Source organism: Nocardia sp. CDC159, assembly GCF_023740735.1.
Taxonomy (GTDB): domain Bacteria; phylum Actinomycetota; class Actinomycetes; order Mycobacteriales; family Mycobacteriaceae; genus Nocardia; species Nocardia pulmonis.
Window position 1 is genome coordinate 96,975 of record NZ_JAMRXH010000014.1, and the last position, 19,724, is coordinate 116,698.

At 64.7% G+C, this 19,724-nt stretch carries 15 protein-coding genes; 4 read left to right on the forward strand and 11 right to left on the reverse strand.

The features are described 5' to 3' along the window. Window positions 1-6 precede the first annotated feature (6 nt). From NDR87_RS26970 to lysA, 3 genes are all read right to left on the reverse strand, one after another. Window positions 7-1,449: a M20/M25/M40 family metallo-hydrolase gene (locus NDR87_RS26970; RefSeq protein WP_251916125.1), complete on the reverse strand. Its 1,443-nt coding sequence runs from the start codon at window positions 1,447-1,449 to the stop codon at window positions 7-9. A gap of 99 nt (window positions 1,450-1,548) precedes the next feature. After that, window positions 1,549-3,048 carry a class I adenylate-forming enzyme family protein gene (locus tag NDR87_RS26975; protein WP_251915924.1) on the reverse strand — a complete coding sequence of 500 codons (1,500 nt, stop codon included), beginning with the start codon at window positions 3,046-3,048 and terminating at the stop codon, window positions 1,549-1,551. Then, window positions 3,045-4,568, reverse strand: a complete 1,524-nt coding sequence (lysA, locus tag NDR87_RS26980) for a diaminopimelate decarboxylase (protein ID WP_251915927.1) — start codon at window positions 4,566-4,568, stop codon at window positions 3,045-3,047. The genes NDR87_RS26975 and lysA overlap by 4 nt, the downstream gene beginning before the upstream one ends. Before the next feature lie 134 nt (window positions 4,569-4,702). Here lysA and NDR87_RS26985 point away from each other — a divergent pair, with 134 nt between their 5' ends. Further along, a complete protein-coding gene (locus NDR87_RS26985; protein WP_251915929.1) occupies window positions 4,703-6,373 on the forward strand; it encodes a DUF885 domain-containing protein in 1,671 nt (556 codons plus the stop codon). Between the two features lie 15 nt (window positions 6,374-6,388). Here NDR87_RS26985 and NDR87_RS26990 read toward each other — a convergent pair whose 3' ends face one another. The 3 genes from NDR87_RS26990 to NDR87_RS27000 are packed head-to-tail and all read right to left on the reverse strand — an operon-like array spanning window position 6,389 to window position 8,875. After that, a complete protein-coding gene (locus NDR87_RS26990) occupies window positions 6,389-7,282 on the reverse strand; it encodes a sigma-70 family RNA polymerase sigma factor (protein ID WP_251915931.1) in 894 nt (297 codons plus the stop codon). A gap of 46 nt (window positions 7,283-7,328) precedes the next feature. Beyond that, the gene (locus tag NDR87_RS26995) at window positions 7,329-7,712 is read right to left on the reverse strand and encodes a DoxX family protein (protein ID WP_251915933.1); all 384 of its coding nucleotides are present in this window, start codon (window positions 7,710-7,712) and stop codon (window positions 7,329-7,331) included. Beyond that, a complete protein-coding gene (locus NDR87_RS27000; protein WP_251915935.1) occupies window positions 7,709-8,875 on the reverse strand; it encodes a serine hydrolase in 1,167 nt (388 codons plus the stop codon). The genes NDR87_RS26995 and NDR87_RS27000 overlap by 4 nt, the downstream gene beginning before the upstream one ends. A gap of 152 nt (window positions 8,876-9,027) precedes the next feature. Here NDR87_RS27000 and NDR87_RS27005 point away from each other — a divergent pair, with 152 nt between their 5' ends. Genes NDR87_RS27005 through NDR87_RS27015 form a run of 3 tightly spaced genes read left to right on the forward strand, consistent with a single transcriptional unit; the run spans window position 9,028 to window position 10,029 of the window. After that, window positions 9,028-9,360 (forward strand): PadR family transcriptional regulator, encoded by a 333-nt coding sequence (locus tag NDR87_RS27005; RefSeq protein ID WP_251915937.1) that lies wholly within the window; start codon window positions 9,028-9,030, stop codon window positions 9,358-9,360. Between the two features lie 2 nt (window positions 9,361-9,362). Continuing rightward, entirely contained in the window at window positions 9,363-9,713 is a 351-nt protein-coding gene (locus NDR87_RS27010; protein ID WP_251915940.1) for a DUF1048 domain-containing protein, read from the forward strand. Window positions 9,714-9,723: 10 nt separating this feature from the next. Next, window positions 9,724-10,029: a MerR family transcriptional regulator gene (locus tag NDR87_RS27015; RefSeq protein WP_251915942.1), complete on the forward strand. Its 306-nt coding sequence runs from the start codon at window positions 9,724-9,726 to the stop codon at window positions 10,027-10,029. Window positions 10,030-10,537: 508 nt separating this feature from the next. Here NDR87_RS27015 and NDR87_RS27020 read toward each other — a convergent pair. The 5 genes from NDR87_RS27020 to NDR87_RS27040 all read right to left on the reverse strand — a co-directional run bounded on the left by NDR87_RS27020 (window position 10,538) and on the right by NDR87_RS27040 (window position 19,667). Next, complete coding sequence (locus NDR87_RS27020; RefSeq protein ID WP_251915945.1) at window positions 10,538-11,431, reverse strand: Abi family protein; 894 nt, start codon at window positions 11,429-11,431, stop codon at window positions 10,538-10,540. A 177-nt stretch (window positions 11,432-11,608) separates the two neighbouring features. Beyond that, the gene (locus NDR87_RS27025; RefSeq protein WP_251915947.1) at window positions 11,609-14,815 is read right to left on the reverse strand and encodes a type I restriction endonuclease subunit R; all 3,207 of its coding nucleotides are present in this window, start codon (window positions 14,813-14,815) and stop codon (window positions 11,609-11,611) included. Next, window positions 14,812-16,020, reverse strand: coding sequence for a hypothetical protein (locus NDR87_RS27030; RefSeq protein ID WP_251915949.1), 1,209 nt, complete (start codon window positions 16,018-16,020; stop codon window positions 14,812-14,814). The genes NDR87_RS27025 and NDR87_RS27030 overlap by 4 nt, the downstream gene beginning before the upstream one ends. Beyond that, window positions 16,013-17,626, reverse strand: coding sequence for a class I SAM-dependent DNA methyltransferase (locus tag NDR87_RS27035; RefSeq protein ID WP_251915951.1), 1,614 nt, complete (start codon window positions 17,624-17,626; stop codon window positions 16,013-16,015). The genes NDR87_RS27030 and NDR87_RS27035 overlap by 8 nt, the downstream gene beginning before the upstream one ends. Before the next feature lie 13 nt (window positions 17,627-17,639). After that, entirely contained in the window at window positions 17,640-19,667 is a 2,028-nt protein-coding gene (locus NDR87_RS27040) for a hypothetical protein (protein WP_251915953.1), read from the reverse strand. Between the last annotated feature and the right edge of the window lie 57 nt (window positions 19,668-19,724).

Consider the following 19,724-nt stretch of genomic DNA (forward strand, 5'->3'; position numbering starts at 1 on the left):
CGAAAGTTATTGCGAGAGCTGCTTGATCAGGCGGTAGATGAACTCCCGGCTGGTGTCGAGCCAGGAGATCGGGACCCGTTCGTTCACGCCGTGCATGCGCTCGGCGTCGGACTGCTCCATGAACAGCCCGCTGATCCCGTACATCGGAATCCCCTTGCTGCGGGCGTAACTGCTGTCGGTCGCACCCGTGGACATCATGGTGCTCACCGCCGCGGTCGGGAACATCTCCTTCGTCAATGCCGTGACCGCGCCCATGACATCGCCGGTGACCGGTGAGATGCCGCCCGCCGGATTCAGCTCCCGGGCGATGTTCACGCCCGTGACATCGCCCAGGGCCGCCCGGAACCGGCGGTCGATATCGTCCGGATCGTCCTGCGGGAGAATGCGGCAGTTGACCGTGGCCCTGGCCGTCTGCGGCAGCGCGTTCTCCGCCTCGCCGGCCTTCAGCATCGTCGCCACGCAGGTGCTGCGGAGCTGGGCGTTGTACTCCGGCACCGCCGAGAGCCGGTCCAGCACTTCCGGACCAGGATTGCCCGCCGCGACCGCGCGCATGTCGTCGGCCTCCGGCCCGCTGCGCTTGCTGGCCAGCTGGGCGAAGAAATCGCGGGTCGCGTCGCTGACCGAGGCCGGGAAGCGCAGTCCCACAATGCGATTCAGGGCGTTCGAGAGGGTGTAGATGGCATTCTCCGGCGTCGGGACCGAACTGTGCCCGCCCTTCGCCTTCACCTCCACGGTGTAGATGCCATAGGTCTTCTCGGCCACCTGGACGCTCTGCAACGCGGGTTTGCCGTCGACCAGCAGGGAGTCGCCGCCCTCGTTGAGGCCGTATTCGGCGTTCACCAGATCGAATTTGTTGGCCATCAACCACTGCGCGCCGTTGTGGTCGCCCGCCTCCTCGTCGGCGGTCAGGGCCAGCACGAGATCGCGATTGGGCCGGAAACCCTCCCGCTTCAGCTGGATCAGGCCCGAGACCAGCGCGGCCACCATGGCCTTGTCGTCGGCGGTGCCGCGGGCGACGTAGTAGCCGTCCTGCTCGGTGAGCTTGTAGGGATCGGTCGACCACCCGTCCTCGCGCTTGGCCTCGACCACGTCGAGATGGCCCATGAGCAGCATCGGTTTACGCTGTCCGGAGCCGGTGAACCGCAGCACGAGATTGCCCTTGCGGTCCGCCGGTTCGAAGATCTGCACATCGGAATCGGCGAATCCGGCATCGAGCAGGCGCTTCTTCACCGCATTCGCGGCGACCGTGGTGCTGCCGGTGGAATGCGACGTATCGGTGTTCACGAGCTCGGTGTAGATCTCGCGAAACAGTTTCGTATTGTCCTGTGCCACAGCACTGGACGGGGAACCCGAATCCCTCGATGCGGTATCGGAGCCGCACGCCGTGACCGAAAGCGCCGCGACGAGCACCGATGCCGCCGCCGAGAGGACCGGCCTACGGCGGTTCATGGCAGCCACGGGCGTGAAATTAGCACGGGTAACATCCTCGGTGCGGGCGATCACCCGATTCCTCGCGTGTCGCGGGCTTCGAATAGGGGCTCGAAATTTTCAGGGCTGGACGAATTCCCGCTGCCGGGATCGGACCAGCTCGGCGACCGCCCGCCGATCCACCTTCCGATTCGGCGTCAGTGGCAGTTCGTCGAGCACGACGCATTCGCGCGGCACCTTGTACGGCTCGATCAGCGCACGCAACCGCACGAGCAACGCGGCCGGGACGACCGGACCGGACACCACGAGCACGGCGCTCCCGCCCGCCCCCGGCGGCACCACCACCGCCGAGCGCACCTCGGGCACCGCCCGCGCGGCCGCCTCGATCTCGAGCACGCTGACCCGGTGGCCGCGCTCCTTGTACACATCGTCGCGACGGCCGTCGACATACAGATAACCGTCGGCGTCCAACCAACCGAAATCGCCGGTGCGCAGGAATCTCTCGCCGTCGGGCGCGGTGCCGAAGGTCTGCTCGGTCAGCGCGGCACGCCGCCAATAACCGGCCATCACATGCGGACCGCGCACCACGAATTCGCCGATCTCGCCGATCGGCAGTGCCGCGCCGTCCGGACCGGCCACAATCACCTCGGTTCCGGGCAGCGCCCGCCCGGACGCGCCCGGCCGCCGCAGATCCTCGTCCGGCGGCATGATGGACACCCGCTTGCATTCGGTGAGGCCGTACATGATCTGCAACCGCACGCCGGGCAGCGCCGCCCGCAGGGCCCGCGCGGTGGGCGCGGACAGGGCCGCACCGGTGGTGGTGATCAGCCGCAGCGCGTCCGGCCGGGTCCGCGCCCGGTCCAACAGCCAGACCAGCGTCTCCGCGATCGGGGGCGTCGCGGCCAGCACGGTCGCCCGCGCCCGTTCCACCCCCCGCAGCAGCGCGGCACCGCCCTCGGCGGGTGCGCCGAGGTGGATGTGCGCCCCGCCGAGCGCGCCGAGGAACAGCTGGTACAGGCCGTAGTCGAAGGCCAGCGGCAGCGGGACGAAGACGATATCGGCCGGGGTGTAACCGATTTCGGCATGGATCGCCCGCACCGCGAACATCAGCTGGCGCTGCTCGGTGAGCACCGCCTTCGGGCGCGATGTGCTGCCCGAGGTGTAGATCAGGCATACCGGATCGGTGCCCCGCACGGGTGTCACATCGGTCGCGGGCGGGTGCTCGGCCGCCGCGCGGGCGATGTCGCCGGCACCGTGCACCGCAGTTCCGCTGTGCGGTAGCACATCTCGATCGCCGGTGAGGAAAACCACCGGTTCGAGATCGCTCAGCACATGCTCGAGCGCCGGCGCGCGCACCTGTTCGTGCAGTACGCAGAATGCCGCGCCGATCCGTGAAACGGCGTACAGCACAGCAGGAACCAGCACCGACGACGGTAGTCGTACCGCGACCCGATCGCCGCGACGCACCCCCAGCGCGGTCAGCCATCCGGCCAATCGCAGGCTGGCCTGCCGCAATTCGGCCTGCGTCAGCGATATTTCGGCCGCGGTGACGGCGACGGCGTCCGGACTCGTGCGGGCACGCTCGTCCAGCAGTTCGTGTAACAGCCGCGCGTGGTTCATGATTCGCGCCGATACGCGAGGACGAAGTCGGTGATCGACCCGACCGTGCGGACCGTGCCGGGATCGAGTTCGTGGGGATCGACGACCACCCCGAATCGGTCCTCGAGCCGGGTCAGCAGTTCCACGATCGACAGCGAGTCCAGGGCCAGATCGTCGAACAGCAGTGTGTCACGGGAGATCTCGCCGACCTCCGCACCGGATTCGCCCCCGGCCATCCGCCTGATCTCGGCGTACACCTCGGCCACGAGCGGATCCTCGTCGAAGTTCACCAGATGCTGGCGGGTGAACAGGTCGTCCTCGGTGTCGCGCGAGCGGATCAGATGCGCCCGGCCCTGGTGCACCAGCACCTCGGCCGGATAGCCGCGCCCGTTCATGTAGGTGATCGACGCGCTGGGCCCGTAGGCGCCGGACTGGAAGACTCCGAGCACCTCGCCGGTGGCGATCTCGGGCAGTTCCACATCCTTGCCGATGATGTCGGTCGGGGTGAGCAGCAGACCCGTGACCGTGCACGGCCCGGCCGGTTCCCGGTCCGGATCGCTCAGCAGCGCCATCGGGAAGTTGCGCTTGAGGTAGGTGCCGGTGCCGACGGCCGACATGTGTTGATGGGTGCCGCCGTCGGTGATGACGAAGCGCTGCCCGCGCGAGATCTTCACCGAACGGGCGGCAATGGCGTAGGTACCGGCGGGCCCGACCAGGAAACGCCCCGGCTCCACGGCGATTCGCACCCGCGGATATCGCAGCAGGAACTCCGCGACCGCGGCGTTCACGCCGGCGGCGAGGGCGTCGAGGTCGACCGCGCGCTCGTTGGGGAAGTAGGGAATCCCGATCCCGCCGCCGATATCGACCAGCTCCGGTTCGATCCCGAGCTGTTCGCTCACCTTGATGGCGAGATCGAGGATGCGGCGGGTGTTGTCCACCACGACACCGGCATCCAGGATGCGGGTGCCGGTGAAGCAGTGGATTCCGATGACGCGCAGATGGGGGTGGCGCGCGACGAGATCGGTGGCGGCCAGCACCTGTTCCTCGTCGATGCCGAATTCGCGGGGCTTACCGGCCATCGTCAGCCGGCCGCCCCGCACGCCGAAGGCCGGATTGACCCGCACCAGCACCCGCGGTCGCCGCCCGGCCGCGGCGGCCAGCTCGTCGAGTTCGGCCAACTCCTCGAAGGATTCGCAGATCACCGCCCGGATGTCGAGATCGACCAGGTGGCGCAGATCGACGCGGCTCTTCCCCGGCCCGGTGTAGAGGATGTCGGCCGGTGCGACGCCCGCGCGCAGCGCACTGGCCAGCTCGCCCGGGGAGCAGACCTCGGCCAGCGCGCCCGCGCGGTGCAGCAGCCGCACGATGCTGACGTTCGGATTCGGCTTGAGCGAGTAGAAGATGTCGATCGCCTCGTGCAGCCGCGCCCGCAGCTCGGCGTAGGTGCGCTCGATGACCGCACCGTCGTAGACGTACAGCGGAGTGCCGAACTCCCCCACCAGCTGCGAGATCCCCAGCCCCTGTACAGAAAATTCGGACACGCCACTTCCTCCAGCATTATCTTGCAGTCCGATTGGCAAGTGAACGCGCCGGGCGGATTGTTCGGAACCCTTCCGACGAACCGAACATCAATTGCCGATCACATTGCGAGACTTCCTCGGCAACAATGAGTTTCATGATTACCGAGTCTTCCGCGCGCAAGCTTGCCGATCGGTTCGTCGATGCGATAGCCGAGTTGAATCCGCTCGTCGCGGTGGAGCTGGGGCTCGGCGATCCCGCCGACGACCGGCTGCCCGACTACTCCCCCGCGGGTACGGCCGCCGTGGCCGATCTGGCCCGTCGGACGCTGGCCGAACTCGACGCCGCCCAACCGGGCGACGATCCGGGTGAGCAGCGCTGCGCGACACTGCTGCGCGAACGCCTGACCGCCGAACTGGCCGTCCATGACTCGGGTGAGTTCCTGCGCACGGTCCGCAATATGGAATCCCCGCTGCACCTGCTGCGCTCGATCTTCACCATGCTGCCCACCGAAACCGAGGACCACTGGCGCAATATCGGCGCCCGGTTGGCGCGCATGCCGCTGGCGGTACAGCAGTACACCGAATCGCTCACGGCTGGGAAGAGCCGCGGGCTGCTGGCCGCGCCGCGTCAGGTCACCACGGTGATCGAGCAGCTGGACGAGTGGGTGGCCGGTGGCCCCGGCGGCTGGTTCGGCGAATTGATCTCGCCCGCACCGGAATCGGTGCGTCCTGAGCTGGAAACCGGTGCGGTGGCCGCGGCCAAGGCCATCGCCGAGATTCGCGATTGGCTGCGCACCGATTACTTGCCCGCGACGGCCGGTACGCCCGATGCGGTCGGCGAGCGGCGCTACCGCCTGCTGGCCCGCTACTGGAACGGCGCCGACCTGGATTTGCACGAGGCCTACGAGTGGGGGTGGGAGCAGTTCCACGACCTGGAAAAGCAGATGCGTCAGGAGGCCGAGCGCGTCCGGCCCGGCGCCACACCCGGCGAGGCGATGCAGTGGCTGGCGACCGAGGGCCCGGCCATCGAGGGGGTCGAGGAGGCCCGGATCTGGTTGCAGGGGTTGATGGATCGCGTCATCGCCGACCTCAACGGGACCCATTTCGATCTCGCCGAACCGCTCGAGCGGGTGGAGTCGAAGATCGCGCCGCCCGGATCGGCCTCCGCGCCGTACTACACCCCGCCGTCGCTGGACTTCTCCCGCCCCGGCCGCACCTGGCTCCCGGCCTTCGGCCGCACCCGGTTCCCGGAGTGGGAGCACGTGTCGACCTGGTATCACGAGGGCGTGCCGGGCCACCACCTGCAGTTCGGCCAGTGGACCTACTGTGCGGACAAGCTGTCGAAGTACCAGGTGAGCCTGGGCATGGTGAGTGCGAACGTGGAGGGCTGGGCGCTGTACGCCGAGCGGCTGATGGACGAGCTCGGCTACCTCACCGACCCGGGCCATCGGCTCGGCTACCTGAACGTCCAGATGCTGCGCGCCCTGCGCGTCGTCCTCGACATCGGCATGCACCTGGAACTCGAATTCCCGGCACACTCCCCCTTCCGCCCCGGCGAAACCATGCTGCCAGGCCCCGCCCGCGAATTCTTCGGCACCTACTGCGGCCTGCCCGGCCCCCTGCTGGACAGCGAGATCGTCCGCTACCTCGGCTGGCCCGCCCAGGCCATCGGCTACAAACTCGGCGAGCGCGCCTGGCTGCGCGGCCGCGCCGCGGCCGAGGCCGCCAAGGGAGCCGAATTCGATTTGAAGGCATGGCATATGGCGGCGCTGTCGATGGGGTCGCTGGGGCTGGACGACCTGGAGCGGGAGCTGGCCCGGCTGTAGTCCGGGCCAGCACCGTCAGCCGACGATCTCGCCGAGGTCGAGCCGGGCGAGGCGGTCCGGATCGGACAGAATGTCGATGGCGGTGATCCGCTCGCCGACGACGGTGAAGCTCATGAGCGACACCAGCGCGCCGTCCGCCGTATTGACCCGCCCGGCAACGCCATTGACCAGCACGGGATGGCTGACGCAGCGCCGAGCCATGCGCCGGAAGGTCTCGGCCTGCCCCGCCACGACGGCCGCGCCGCGCAGCACCCGCATCCCGCCCGGCACCGCCGCACCGGCGTCGGCACGAAGCACCACATCCGGATCGAGCAGGGTCAGCAGGGCATCGAAGTCGCCGTCGCGCGCGGCGGCCAGAAACGCCTCGACCATGCGGCGCTGCCGCGGCAGGTCCGGATCGGGCAGCGCCGCCTCGCCGCGGACGCGGCGGCGCGCCTGACTGGCCAACTTCTTGGCGGTCTGCGGCGTGCGGTCCACGATCGGCGCGATCTGCTCGAAGGGCAGGGCGAACATATCGTGCAGGACAAATGCCAGCCGCTGCGCGGGAGTCAGCGACTCCAGCACCACGAGCAAAGCCATACCGATCGAATCGGCGAGCAGCGCCTGCTGTTCCGGCCCCGCTTCCCCGTCGCGGATGACAACCGGATCGGGCAGATGACCCGGCTCCAGCGGTTCCTCGGAACGAGATCGGCGCGAGCGCAACATGTCCAGGCATACCCGCCCGACCACCGTCGTCAGCCAACCGCCGAGATTGTCGATCCCCGCGGCATCGGCCCCCGCCAACCGCAGCCACGCCTCCTGCACCGCATCCTCGGCCTCGGTGATCGACCCGAGCATCCGATAGGCGACGGCCCGCAGATGATCGCGATGGTTCTCGAACCGCTCGGCCAGCACATCGAGCTCGTTCACGTTTTACCTCTCCACAAGTATTCGCCGACGATTGTCCCGCGGCGACCTACGGCCTTCGCAATTCGCGAGCGGCCAGTGCGCTGGCGACGAAAACCAAAGGTGTCGCCCATTTGTCGGGCCCGTCTCCCGCCGCGGCATGGGAGGCCGCCGCGCCGCCGTAGACGAAAACCAGTCCGGCGTAGGCCCATTCCTTCGTCCGGGGATATCCCGGTGCGAGCAGCGCGGCGATCGCGGCCAGCTTGGCCGTGCCCAGGATGGTGGCGAAGTACCTCGGATATCCCAGCTGGTCGAGGACCTCCCGCACGGTCGCGACCCGCGCGAGATCCCAGTACGCGCCCACCGCGGTTTCGGCCAGCAGCACCGTGCCGGGAAGCCATCGGGCGGCCATGGCCAACCGGGTGCGTCGACGCGACATGGACCGCGCGCTCATGAGTTCTCCCCGTTCCCGATGAATTCGGTGGCTGCCCGGTGCAGTGCGGCGGCCAGCCGCGCGTTCTCCGGGGCGTTGAATGCGAATGCGGCTCGGCGGCGGGTGTAGCCGTAGGTGAGGCCGCTGTGTGGATCGGCGAAGCCGTCCGAACCCGCGGATCCGGTGTGGCCGAAGGCGTGTACGCCGAGGAATGGGTGGATCAGGGCCTTGGCCTCGAAGCCCACCGCATAGGGTGCGGTGTCGCCGCGCACCAGATCCCTTCCGCCGGAATGGATCATGGCGATCTCGGCGATGGTGTCCGGTTTCAGCAGCGGTGCGCGGCCGTCCAGCCCGGAGATGGCCGCGGCATACATCGACGCCAGCCCGGTGGCGCTGCCCACCCCACCGCCCGATGCCTGGCCGAGACGGCGGAACGTCGCATCGTTGGGCAGGGTCATGACATCGGCGGGACCGAACCCGCGGTGGCCGAGGTTGTAGGAGATGCCCGCGAGACTGTGCGGATTGGGGACAGCGGCCTCGAACGCCGCCTCCATCTCCGGCGTCGCCCGCCACGGCAGGATCGGCAGATACCGGTGGTCCAGTTCCTCTGGCAGGCCCAGATACACATCCAGCCCGTAGGGCGCGCGGATGCGTTCCTCGAACAGCTCCTGGATCGTCGCACCGATGATCCGGTGCACCACCCGGCCGACGATGGCATAGGTGACGAACCCGCCGTAACCGTGCGCGGTGCGAGGCGCGAAGCAAGGCCGCTGTCGCGCAACACGTTCGGCGACGACCCGATCGTCGGCCAATTCGGCGACGGCGAAACCACCGTCGACCCCGACGACTCCGGACCGATGCACAAGCACGTCGCGCACCGTGATGTCGCGCTTACCGGCCACCCCGAACTGCGGCCAGTAGTGGGCGACCGGACGGTCGATGTCGAGTACGCCGTCCTGAATCAGCAGCGCCACAACAAGTCCCGACGCTCCCTTGGTGGACGAATGCAGCCCCGTCAACGTATCCGGCCCGACCTCGTCGCCCGCCCACAGCTCGACCACCCGCCGCCCCCGCACGAAGGCGGCCAACTGCGCACCGCCCTCCCCGGCGACCACGTCCGCGAATTCCGCACGGACAGCGTCGAATCCGGCTGCGACCGTGCCATACACCTCGATTCCGCTCATTGCGGTGGTTCCTCCATCCGAATCGGTGTTCCGATGCATTGACGGATGGCGGGGCGGAAAGGTGACCGCGGAGCCGGAGGCTTGCATCGCCACTACTAAGTGTTACTATCTACCAGTAGCTAGCAACACTGATTAGCGATGGGAGGTGATTCATGGGCAAGCAGATGACCGAACTCCTCAAGGGCACGCTGGAAGGCATCGTCCTGGCAATCTTGGCCGTGCGGTCGGCATACGGCTACGAGATCACGGCGCGACTGCGGGAGCAGGGCTTCACCGATATCGCCGAGGGCACCATCTACGCCCTGCTCGTCCGGCTCGAGAAGAAGGACCTGGTCGACGTGGCGAAAATCCCGTCCGAAAAGGGCCCGCCGCGCAAGGTGTACTCCCTCAACGCGCGAGGACGCGACCATCTCGACGAGTTCTGGAAGACCTGGGGCTTCCTTTCCGAACGGCTCGAACAGCTCCACAACGAAGGAGACAAATAATCATGTTCATTTCCAAGGTGATCGGCGATCTCGGCGAGAAGCGGCGGTGGCGGCTGTACCAGGCTCGCGTGAAGCAGCTCGCCGAGCCCTATCGCACGGCGGTCGACGCCTTCCAGCAGTACCTGATGAGTTCCGGTGCGGGAAGCGATGTTTCGATGTTCGAAGACCTAGCCGAGCTGTTCGAACAGGGTGCCGCGGACCGAACCCCGCTCCGCGACATCGTCGGAACGGACCCGGTGGAGTTCATCGAGACCTTCGCGCGCAACTACGAGGGGGAATCGTGGCGCAATCGCCAACGCGAACGGCTGATCGAAGCCATCGAACGCGCCAGCGGAGCAGACACCGGAAGTTAGGCATTCGACGATGGCACAACAAGTCTCGGCGACCCCCACACGGGACGGTTTCACCATCGACCAGGCGGCGGCATTCGCCGGTGTCACGGTGCCGGCAGTGCACCACTACCACCAGCAGGGCCTGGTCGCGGAACCGCGCCAGGACAGCTCCGGCCAACGCCGCTACCGATCCGCCGACCTCATGCGACTGGTCCAAGTTCGCACCCTGGCCGGAGCAGGCGTCCCGCTGACCGAAATCGGCGACCTGCTCGACTATCTCGCCCACGTCGAACGTGTCCTCGACGGCTCTTCGAAACAGCACGACTGCGATGAATGACGCGGACCGAGGGCACTACCACCGCGCCCGCGAATACCGGGTTCGGTGGCTTACCAGCTGTTCGCAGTGCCCCCGGGGTGGCACGTACAGCATCTACAACAAATCACACACGTGGTGAGCTGCGGATTTCGGCCGATACCAAGATAGCTCGGCGTATCCAGCGCCGGTCAGATAGTTAGAGAGCAACAGCCCGCTGTTCGTGCGGTCCAACGCTGACATGCCAGAATCGTCGGCCGTGGGCGCGTGATGGCAGCGCCGTTGATCGTGGCGCGGGGCGCGTTGTGCCGGGCGTGTAGCCAGCGGCGCGCCGGTGCGTGTGGTGCGCCGTTGGGCGTTTCGCGTGTGGTAACTGGTCACTCCCGTTTGGGGCGAAGGATGATCACAAAGGATCCTGATACTTCTCACACTGCGCGCCGACCCCCAGTTGAGGCTGCAGCAGCCCCGTTTGCGACCTTACCTACCGCAGGTTGAGGGCCATGATGTCATTCTCTGCGAGACATGCCATGGGTCAGGCCCTATGGTCGCGCGGGTTCTGCGGACGGGCGAGCCCCTGCCAGAATAGGGAGTCGCGAGGATGTTGCTGGATGAGCACTGACAGAACGGGTTTCGCAGTCCCGCTGCGGACCAGCACGTCGTCGAGCGACGCGACAACGTCCAGCACCGAGCGCGGCTCGAACTGTCCGGCCTGCTTCTTGGCCTTGACGCGTACGTTGTTCGGTGTGGGTCCAGCATCGATGACGGAGTGGTGCCACAGTCGGCTGTGATGAGCGCAGCGGTTACGGAGGTAGACCAGGGCCCTCACCCGGTAGGCAAAACCGGCCTTGGCTACTCCGAGACTGGTCGCGACGGTGTCGGCCAGCGTACCCAGCGCCCCGCGCTCGATGCACTTCGACAGTGTGCCGAACGACCATGCCTCGACGGCCGACCAAACGGGCAGTTCGCTGAAGTCTGGTGCTCCCGCGTCCGTGGTCTTGAAGCGCAGGATGTGGCGCTCCTTGCTCCGCTCGATGTCGCGCAAGCACGACTCAACGGTTCGTTCACCCTGGCCGACGTCGGTGTAGAAATCTTCCTCGAGGTATCGCCCACATTGGCCATGGGCATTCGCGATCACACGTGCTGTATGGGTCCGTAGCAACAGCTCGACACAGGCGAGCGGCGCCGCGAGCGTGATCCGCAGCGCTTCGTCGGCTTCGTAGATCGCCCGGATCTCGTGAAAGGTCGTGCCTGGACGGAAGTCATCGTCGCCCAGATGTGGAGCCTGCTGGAAGTACCGCGCATACCCGGAGAACCTGTAGTAGTTATTCGCGGTTAGGAATTCAGAACACACCGACACGTCCTCGACGACGAGACCACGTCGCCTGAGGAGCTCAACCTGCTCCTCCACGGACAGGCTCGGCTTCACAGACCCCCCCGGAAAGAAAGAGGCCCCTCCCATTTGAGCATCGTAGAGAGGCTTGGGAGGGGGTCGATTGCTGCAAGTGTAGCCGATGAACAGAGTCGCGCGCCAGACGCCGCGCGTGCCGCTGGGGTCGATTGCCTCAGGTGCTGTCTACCTGCAATCCGGACCCAGGTCAGCGACTCACTCTGCCCCCGGAGCCCACTCATCCGCAAAGGTATCCAGCTGCTGGATGACCTTCTCGATCGCGTCGCGCTCCTCCTCGGGAGGGTAGCCGTGCTTCGCCAGGAGCCGCTTGATGATCGAGCGCAGCTTCGCCTGTACGTCGTCGCGGGCGATCCAGTCCGGCGAGAGATTATTGCGAACGGTGCGCACCAGATCGCGCGCGATAGCGGCGAGCTTCTTTTCACCCTCACTGGCGTCCCCGTGGCCCATCAAGGCGGCGACGGTGCCCTTCGCCGCGACGGCGTCGTAGAAGGCCAACTGAGCATCGTCCAGTGGAGGGTCGAACCGCTTGCCGCGGTCGGCGTCGGCCGAGATCTCCCGGGCCATCTCGATCAGCTTGGCGATGACCTCCGCAGCAGTGATGTTCTGGCTGGTGTACTTGCGCATCAGATCGATCAGCCGGTCGGAGAAGTTCTTCTGGCGCACAACATTGTGTTTGGTGACCTTGCGCATCTCCTGCTGCACGAGCCGTCGCAGCGCCTCGATCGCCAGCGCGGGGTTACGTGCGGCCTGCAGATGCTTGACGTAGGACTCGTCGAGGTTGGCCAGATTCGGCCGCTCCAGGCCGGCGGCGGAGAACAGGTCGGTAACCTCACCTGCTTCGATCGCTCCCGCGGTGATGTGCTTGAGCATCAGCTCCACGTCAGCGGGGATCGGCCTACCTTCGGACTGACGCTCGGCGGCATCGAACTTCGCCATGCACACGCGCACTTCATGGAAGAACCCAATGTCGTCGCGCTGCCCGTTCAATTCGCCGCTGGTGCGGCAGAGGGCGTAAAACCTCGATAGTCGTGAGGCTTCCCGGGCAAACCGTTCCTTGAGCGTGGGCTCGTCGGGGTCATCCACCTGGTTGTCTGGATGCTGCGGATCGCGAAGGTAGTTGGCCGCGCCCCACACGGCATCCCGATACGCCGTCGGTCCACCGACAGAGAGCTGGTCCCGCCACGGGTACCCGGACAACAACCGACACAGCACATCGATGGTGTCGTGGACGGCAGCGAGTGCGATGTCGGTGTCGCGGCCCATCGGCTTTTCGTGCTGGTCCTCGTCGGTGTACTCCGCGAGAGCCTCGAGCAGGTTGTCATGGAGGGGTGCGTACCCGACCATCAACCCGTCCTGCTTGTTCTTGTAGGTGCGGTTGACCCGGGCCAGAGTCTGCATGAGCTGCGCACCACGCATCGTCCTGTCGAGGTAAAGGGTGTGCAGCGGTGGTGCGTCGAAACCGGTCAGCAGCATGTCCTTGACAATGATCAGCTCAAGATCGTCGCCGGCTTCCTTCATCCTGCGCTGCACCGTCTTGTGCTCGGACGGACGCAGACGGTGTTTCAGGAGGTGTTCCTTCTTCGTCTTGTCGTCGGCGGAGGTGCTGTAGACGACCTTGATTTTTCCTTCGGTCGCTCCTTCCCCGTGCCAGTCGGGGCGCAGCGCGACGATTTGCTCGTAGAGGTCGGCGCAGATGTCGCGGGTGCTGCACACGATCATTCCCTTGCCCGATACCCCAATGAATTCCTTCATCGCCTCCGACCGGGTCTCCCAGTGCGCCACGATGTCGGCGGCGAGTTTGTCGAGCCGGTCGGGTGCGCCGTATACCGCGTTGAGGGCCGTGACGGCCTGCTCCATCCTCGCCCGCTCGGCGTCGTCGAGTCCCTCGGTCGCCTTGTCGGCTGCCTCGTCGAGCTCTTCCGCATCGACGCCAGAGGGGAGACTGACTGGGATGAGCCGACTTTCGTAAAAGACTGGTACGGTTGCACCGTCTCGCACCGCCCGAGTCAGGTCGTAGATGTCGATGTAGTCACCGAACACCGCCGTGGTGTCACGCTCGGCCTTCGAGATCGGCGTCCCGGTGAACGCGATCATCGTGGCGTACGGCAGCGCGTCGCGAAGGTGGCGGGCGTATCCGTCGAGGTCGTCGTAGTGGCTGCGGTGTGCCTCGTCGACGATGACGATCACATTGCGGCGGTCCGACAGCAGCGGATGCTGGCGTCCAGCATCTTTTTCCTGCTTGGTGCGGCTGAACTTCTGCAACGTCGTGAAGTAGATGCCGCCGGTTCTTCGGTTGATTAGACCGGTGCGCAGCTCGTCGCGACTGGTGACCTGCCTCGGTTTCTCCGGTAACAGTTCACTGGCATTGAACCCGTCGAAGAGCTGATCATCGAGGTCGGTACGGTCCGTGATGACGACGATCGTGGGGTTCCCGAGCGCCGGGTGTCTAAGCACCTGATTGGCGTACAGCTCCATCTCCATCGACTTGCCAGAGCCCTGGGTATGCCACACCACGCCGGCCTTGCCGTTGCTTCGCACGGCCTCGATGGTCTTTTCAACCGCCTTCGACACAGCGAAATACTGATGCGGCTTGGCAATCCGCTTCTGCCGACCCTTGTCGTCCTGGGAGAACGCGACGTAGCCACCGAGTAGCTCGATGAACCGACGCGGCTCGAAGAGTCCGTACAGCGCAAGGCTCAACTCCGCCTGATCCCAGGTGGGAGCGGGCTGAGGAACCGGCTTACCCGCATCGTCGACATTCCACGGCGCGAAGTGGTTGTACGGCGTGAACGCCGTCCCATAGCGTGCGAGCACGCCGTCCGACGACAGACAGATCACGTTGCAGCGGAACGCCTTCCACACCTGCCGCGTGTACCGCATGAGCTGGCCGTGCCCGGTCTCGACCGTCGCGTACGGGTCGCCCATCTTCTTCAGCTCGATGAACGCCAACGGCAGGCCGTTGACATACAGCACCACGTCGAACCGGCACCGCTCATCGCCGTCGCGAACCGTCACCTGATTCACTGCGAGAAAGTCATTACGGTACGGATCGAGATGGTCGACCAGTCGCACTGTCGGATTCTGTTCTACGCCGAACTCGTCGAGATAGCTGATGCGGATACCGTCGGTGAGATAGCCATGGATCCGCGCGTTCTCGGCTTCCAAACTCGTTGACTCCGGCGATAGGACGCGATCAACGGCCTCCTGAACTGAGGCATCCGGCAAGTCGGGATTGATCTGCTCGATCGCCTCCCGGAGCCGGTGCGGAATGATCAACTCCTCCCATGACTCCCGCTCATCCGAACCCTTGGCGATGTACTTCCCCTCCAGGGGCTCCCATGAAAGCTCACCGAGGATATCGAGCACATCGTGCTCAAGGTTGACCTCGTCATACTTGCTCATATCGCTTCCTCTACAACTTTTTCCGCGTCCCGAACGCGAATCGCACCCGACAGGAGCCCGGGCATCAATGTGTCCCTCAATTGAGCTAGAGTTCGCGATTCTGAGTGCGCGACGTGAACCCTCCTCTGAAGAGTCATAGCCACTCTCTCGAACTTTTCCATAGGCACCGGTGACAATACCGAAACCGGTGCACCTAAAAATCGATCGGCTCGAACAGCCGGATAGGCAGAGCCCTCTGCGACGCTTTCCAGGTAGCGCACGAACTCCTCCCGTCGAGACGCCTCATAAAGGAAGGCGGGACCAACTTTCTGAGGGGTCAGTACGGCGAATCCCGTCGACACTACGATCTCAGGGTCATCATCGAGAATTAGAGCTCGCGATTTGCGATTCGGTCGTACAGTCGACCAGATAGTGTCTCCGGGCGAGACTCCACGCCGCGCACGTCCTGGAGCACTCTCCCACCGTGAACGCTCCGGCCATTCAATATTGTCAACCGAAACACTTGAAATATCAATGTATCGCAGAAATCCGCCCTCTTTTGGTCGAACCTTCCTTAGGTTTACACCCGCTACGTCTCCCAGGCGCATGACAGTAGCCTCAAGATCGTTCTGGACGAAATCGTCAAACATGCTGGCCGACAGATCATGAGATACGTGCGCTAATCTCCGATTGAGCGCGATCTTATCGTCAAGAGCGCCGAGGACCGATTCGATTCCAAGTTGGGTATTTATTTCCGGTATGGAAATATTGAGCCTGGCCTGATCGGCCAGGCTGAGGTATGGAGCCATATCGGTGCCGTGCGCCATGGCACGCAACTGATTAAGAAACTCATCACACTTTGCCCAATACCGCAAATATCCAGGACGGATAATATCCCATCGCAGACTTCGCCAGTAACTTAGATGCGGAGAATACACAAATTCAGGCGCATCGGTATCCACGTATCCAGTTCGCCCGGTGCTGTTCCCCTTCGTCGTGATTACAACATCGCCGCGTCGCGCCATTTTCGACTTTACTTTTACGGCGAGATCGTCACGGAACCTGTCATTTCCGTCCCACGAGAATCCCTGGGTGGTAAGACTTCCCGCCCTAAGAAAAATGGGTCCATCGCCGCCAAGCTCTTCAAGCTTCGCTCGGTACCCATCTCCTATTTCAATAATCCCCTGTTGCATGAGCGATTTGAAGGTCTTCGCACCTTTATGCATGAAGCCGCCTCAACTCCTCGCGGATAACCTTGTCAAGCCGTGTCGACTCTTCGAAGTGAGCAAGTAATTCGCCAGTGAGCCGCTCGATTTTGCCTACCAAAGGCACTTCGTCCGCAGGAGCAGTTTCGGCAGCGCCGACGTAGCGCCCAGGGGTGAGGATGTCATCGTGCTGCCGCAGTTCCTCGCGCGAAGCGGAGTAGCAGAAGCCAAGTTCGTCGGAATACTGGAGGCTGGCTTCATGGGCACTCTTGGTGCCACGCCAGGCGTGATACGCATTGCCTATCCTGGCGATGTCCCCGGGGGTGAGGATGCGCTCGGTGCGGTCCACCATCGATCCCATATTCCGGGCATCGATGAAAAGAACTTGCCCTTGTCGATCGGTATGACCGCTCTTTCCGCTCTTATCTTTGGCGAAGAACCAAAGGCACGCAGGGATCTGCGTAGTCCGGAACAGTTGCGGCGGGAGGGCGACCATGCAGGCCACGAGATCTGCGTCGAGAAGCGCAGTTCGGATCTCCCCCTCGCCCGACTGCTTTGAAGACATGGAGCCGTTCGCAAGAACGACGCCGGCGGTGCCGCGGACACCAAGCTTGGAGACTATGTGCTGTATCCAGGCGAAGTTCGCGTTTCCAGCGGGTGGAGTGCCGAAACGCCAGCGGGGGTCGTCAGTACGGCGGTACCAGTCCGACATGTTGAATGGGGGATTGGCCAGGACGTAGTCAGCCTTGAGATCAGGATGCTTGTCCTCGTAGAAGGTATCGGCCCAGCGCGTGGACAGATCGGCGGCGATGCCGTGGATCGCGGTGTTCATCTTGGCGAGCCGCCAGGTGCGCTCATTGGCCTCCTGACCGTAGACGGCGATATCATCGCGGCGGCCTCGGTGCGATAGGACGAACTTCTCGGCTTGGACGAACATGCCTCCCGATCCGCAGCAGGGGTCGTACACGCGCCCTTTGTACGGCTCCAGAATCTCGACAAGGACCTTGACAACGCTTGCGGGGGTATAGAACTCGCCACCGCGTTTCCCTTCCGCGCGAGCGAACTTCTCCAGGAAGTATTCGTAGACTTCGCCGAGGACGTCACGGGCGGTCTTGCCGTTGTGGCCGGTGAAGCGAGCGTCGTTGATGAGATCGACAAGTTCGCGAAGCCGACGCTGGTCGACGTTGTCGCGGTTAAAGATCTTGGGCAAAACGCCTGTGAGGGCGGCATTGGACTTCATGATGGCGTCCATCGCGTCGTCGATGAGTTCGCCCACCGAACCCGCCTTCGCGCCTTCGGCGAGGTCGTCCCACCGTGCGCCCTCAGGGACCCAGAAGATCCCTTCGCGCGTGTATTCGTCAGGGTCATCAAGAAAGTCGGCGTGGCGGGTGTCGGGAATCTCGTCGGCAATCAACTCCTGACGGATTGCGTCGCGGCGCTCGGTGTATGAGTCGGAGACGTACTTGAGGAACACCAAGCCGAGGACGAAGTCCTTGTACTGGGCGGCGTCCATGGAGCCGCGCAGTTTGTCAGCGGACTTCCACAGGATGTCCTTGAGGTTGTCCATGGTCGGCATTCCGGGCAGCTCCGACTGCCCGTTGCCGTTCTTCGTCTTCCGGGGTGGCATCGTGCTCCTCAGTTCAGTGGATGGTGTTTGCGGTCAAGGTCAGCGTCCCGTCGGTGAGCCCTCGGGTAGCCAGGCGATGCAGCTCATCGAGGGCCGCTTGTTCGTGTTGTATTGCTTGACGTCGGTCATCGAGTTCAGCCAGGAGCTTGTCGAGCCGCTCCACGGATTCTTCCTGGAGAATCGGTAGTCGGATCTCCTCGATCCTCTCGACGGCGCGGATTGCGCCGCGAATTCGGGGAGCCTGTGTCAGTAGGGCAGCGAGAACCCGCGGCGTGAACTGCTTGGCTCCGACCTCGGTGATGCGCAGGACACGAGCGGGGTACTGGATCACCGCATAGCCCTGGTGGTCAATTAGCACGGCTGGTTCGGGCACCGTCGTGATGACGACATCGCCGGGGCGGCTCAGTTGCGCGGAAGGATAGTGGTTGGCCAGGTCGAGGCGGTCGATACGGCGATCCCCAAGCGCGCACCGTCCCGCCAGCTCCGGCGCTCCGATCACGGCGGCGCTGCTTGCTGAACGCAGGTGTTTCCTAGGACGAACGTGTTCGGCGCGAATCCTAGTGCCCTTCTTCAAGGACAACAGATTGATGCGCTGCTGGCCGCCGCGAGTGAGCTCATGGATGGTCTTGGTGAGAGGCGGCGAGGGCGAGGGATCGAGTTCAACGTGGCTCGGCAGCCGACGCCCGGGCCGGGCCTCAAGCAGGATCCGTTCCAGATCCAGAGCGCGGGCGACACGTTCTGGCACGTCATGGCTGAATTCGAGTTCGGTGAGCAGGTGCCGGGGCGTCAATGCACGCGCATCGCTGATCAGGGCCTTCACCGGTGTTCGGATCGCGTGGACATGCGCATGGGCGCGCGGGTCGTATTCGGGGCGACGCCACGCGAGGATGTCTGTGACCAGGGCATCGACCACAACGTTCGTCAGGGGACGATCAGAGACATCGGCTAGGAGTACCTCGCCGCGTCGAGATTGCTGGTCGGTGCCGAGAACCCACACCGATACCTCGTAGCCAGGACGGTACGGGACCAATCCACCAGGTAGACGAATGACCGCCTTCACCGTGTCGGCTATGAGTTCAGCTCGAAGCGATGCGGCTTCGCTGTGCGGGTTGAGCGCGCCCGTCGTATCGGAGGGAGCAACGACAACGGCCGTCGCGCCAGGACATAGCTGCACCGCGATGTCGTCGATGAGCTTCAGCGACCCGACCGTGGAGCGTTCCTCCGTTGGCCGGAACGGCAACTGGGTGACGATGATGTTCGCGCCGTCGTGATCGGATTCGTCGCCGTAGACAGTGAATTCACCGTCGTGCAGGTCTCGCACGGCCAGGCGGCGGCGGAGCAGTCGAGCCAAGTACCGGTCACCACAGCGAGCCGCGAGGTGTACAGGCTGGTCGTCGCGCAGCGTGGCGGCCACAGCGACGAGGAGGTCTCCCGCACCCGCGTGCGGGTCGTAGATGCGCGCATCCCTGGAATCAAGGTCCGCGACAGTGGCCGCATCCGTTAGCAGAGCGATCAGCCGGACGAGTTCGGGGGCGAGGCGGACTGCGGCAAGGTCTGTCGCACCAAGGCGTTCACGCAGGTCCATCACTCGTTCGAACGCGTTGACAGTTCCCCACGCAGCTTCGACCAGTTCGTCTACCTGCGCCGGTAACCACTCCGCGTGGAGCGCCGCGATTTCCTCCTTCAGCATGGCGTTATCGGGATCCAGATGCGCGGCAAGTCGGATGAGACCAGGCAGCGAATCAGCGTCGTCGTGGAGCGGCTCGTCATCATTGAGATGCCGCAAGCAGATGAGGGACGTCAGATGAGAGACCAGGGTCCGTGGCGAGAACTCGGTCGTGAGCCGGGTGAGCGTATAGGACTGCAGGTCCCCGTCGATATCCTTGCGGCTGGCTCGTCCTGTGGTCACGAGCCAGTCACCGAACTCGCGAGCATCGAACAACGGGTAGCGATGGTCGCCGGCCACAGGCTCCGGAAAGTCGAGGTGTCGGCGAGCCCACGTGCTGATCACTGGGCGCTTCACCCGAGCAAGATCGGCCATCTCCTGCCTCGATATCAGCAGCCTCTGCCTTTGCGTGTTTCGCATCGTCAACACCTC

Excerpts from the sequence above, each read along its gene's own strand:
- NDR87_RS26995 (WP_251915933.1), bottom strand. The coding sequence starts at position 7,712 with ATGAGCGCGCGGTCCATGTCGCGTCGACGCACCCGGTTGGCCATGGCC.
- NDR87_RS27000 (WP_251915935.1), bottom strand. The coding sequence starts at position 8,875 with ATGAGCGGAATCGAGGTGTATGGCACGGTCGCAGCCGGATTCGACGCT.
- NDR87_RS27035 (WP_251915951.1), bottom strand. The coding sequence starts at position 17,626 with ATGCCACCCCGGAAGACGAAGAACGGCAACGGGCAGTCGGAGCTGCCC.
- NDR87_RS27015 (WP_251915942.1), top strand. The coding sequence starts at position 9,724 with ATGGCACAACAAGTCTCGGCGACCCCCACACGGGACGGTTTCACCATC.
- NDR87_RS27040 (WP_251915953.1), bottom strand. The coding sequence starts at position 19,667 with ATGGCCGATCTTGCTCGGGTGAAGCGCCCAGTGATCAGCACGTGGGCT.
- NDR87_RS27025 (WP_251915947.1), bottom strand. The coding sequence starts at position 14,815 with ATGAGCAAGTATGACGAGGTCAACCTTGAGCACGATGTGCTCGATATC.
- NDR87_RS26975 (WP_251915924.1), bottom strand. The coding sequence starts at position 3,048 with ATGAACCACGCGCGGCTGTTACACGAACTGCTGGACGAGCGTGCCCGC.
- NDR87_RS27005 (WP_251915937.1), top strand. The coding sequence starts at position 9,028 with ATGGGCAAGCAGATGACCGAACTCCTCAAGGGCACGCTGGAAGGCATC.
- NDR87_RS27010 (WP_251915940.1), top strand. The coding sequence starts at position 9,363 with ATGTTCATTTCCAAGGTGATCGGCGATCTCGGCGAGAAGCGGCGGTGG.
- NDR87_RS26970 (WP_251916125.1), bottom strand. The coding sequence starts at position 1,449 with ATGAACCGCCGTAGGCCGGTCCTCTCGGCGGCGGCATCGGTGCTCGTC.
- NDR87_RS27030 (WP_251915949.1), bottom strand. The coding sequence starts at position 16,020 with ATGCATAAAGGTGCGAAGACCTTCAAATCGCTCATGCAACAGGGGATT.
- NDR87_RS26985 (WP_251915929.1), top strand. The coding sequence starts at position 4,703 with ATGATTACCGAGTCTTCCGCGCGCAAGCTTGCCGATCGGTTCGTCGAT.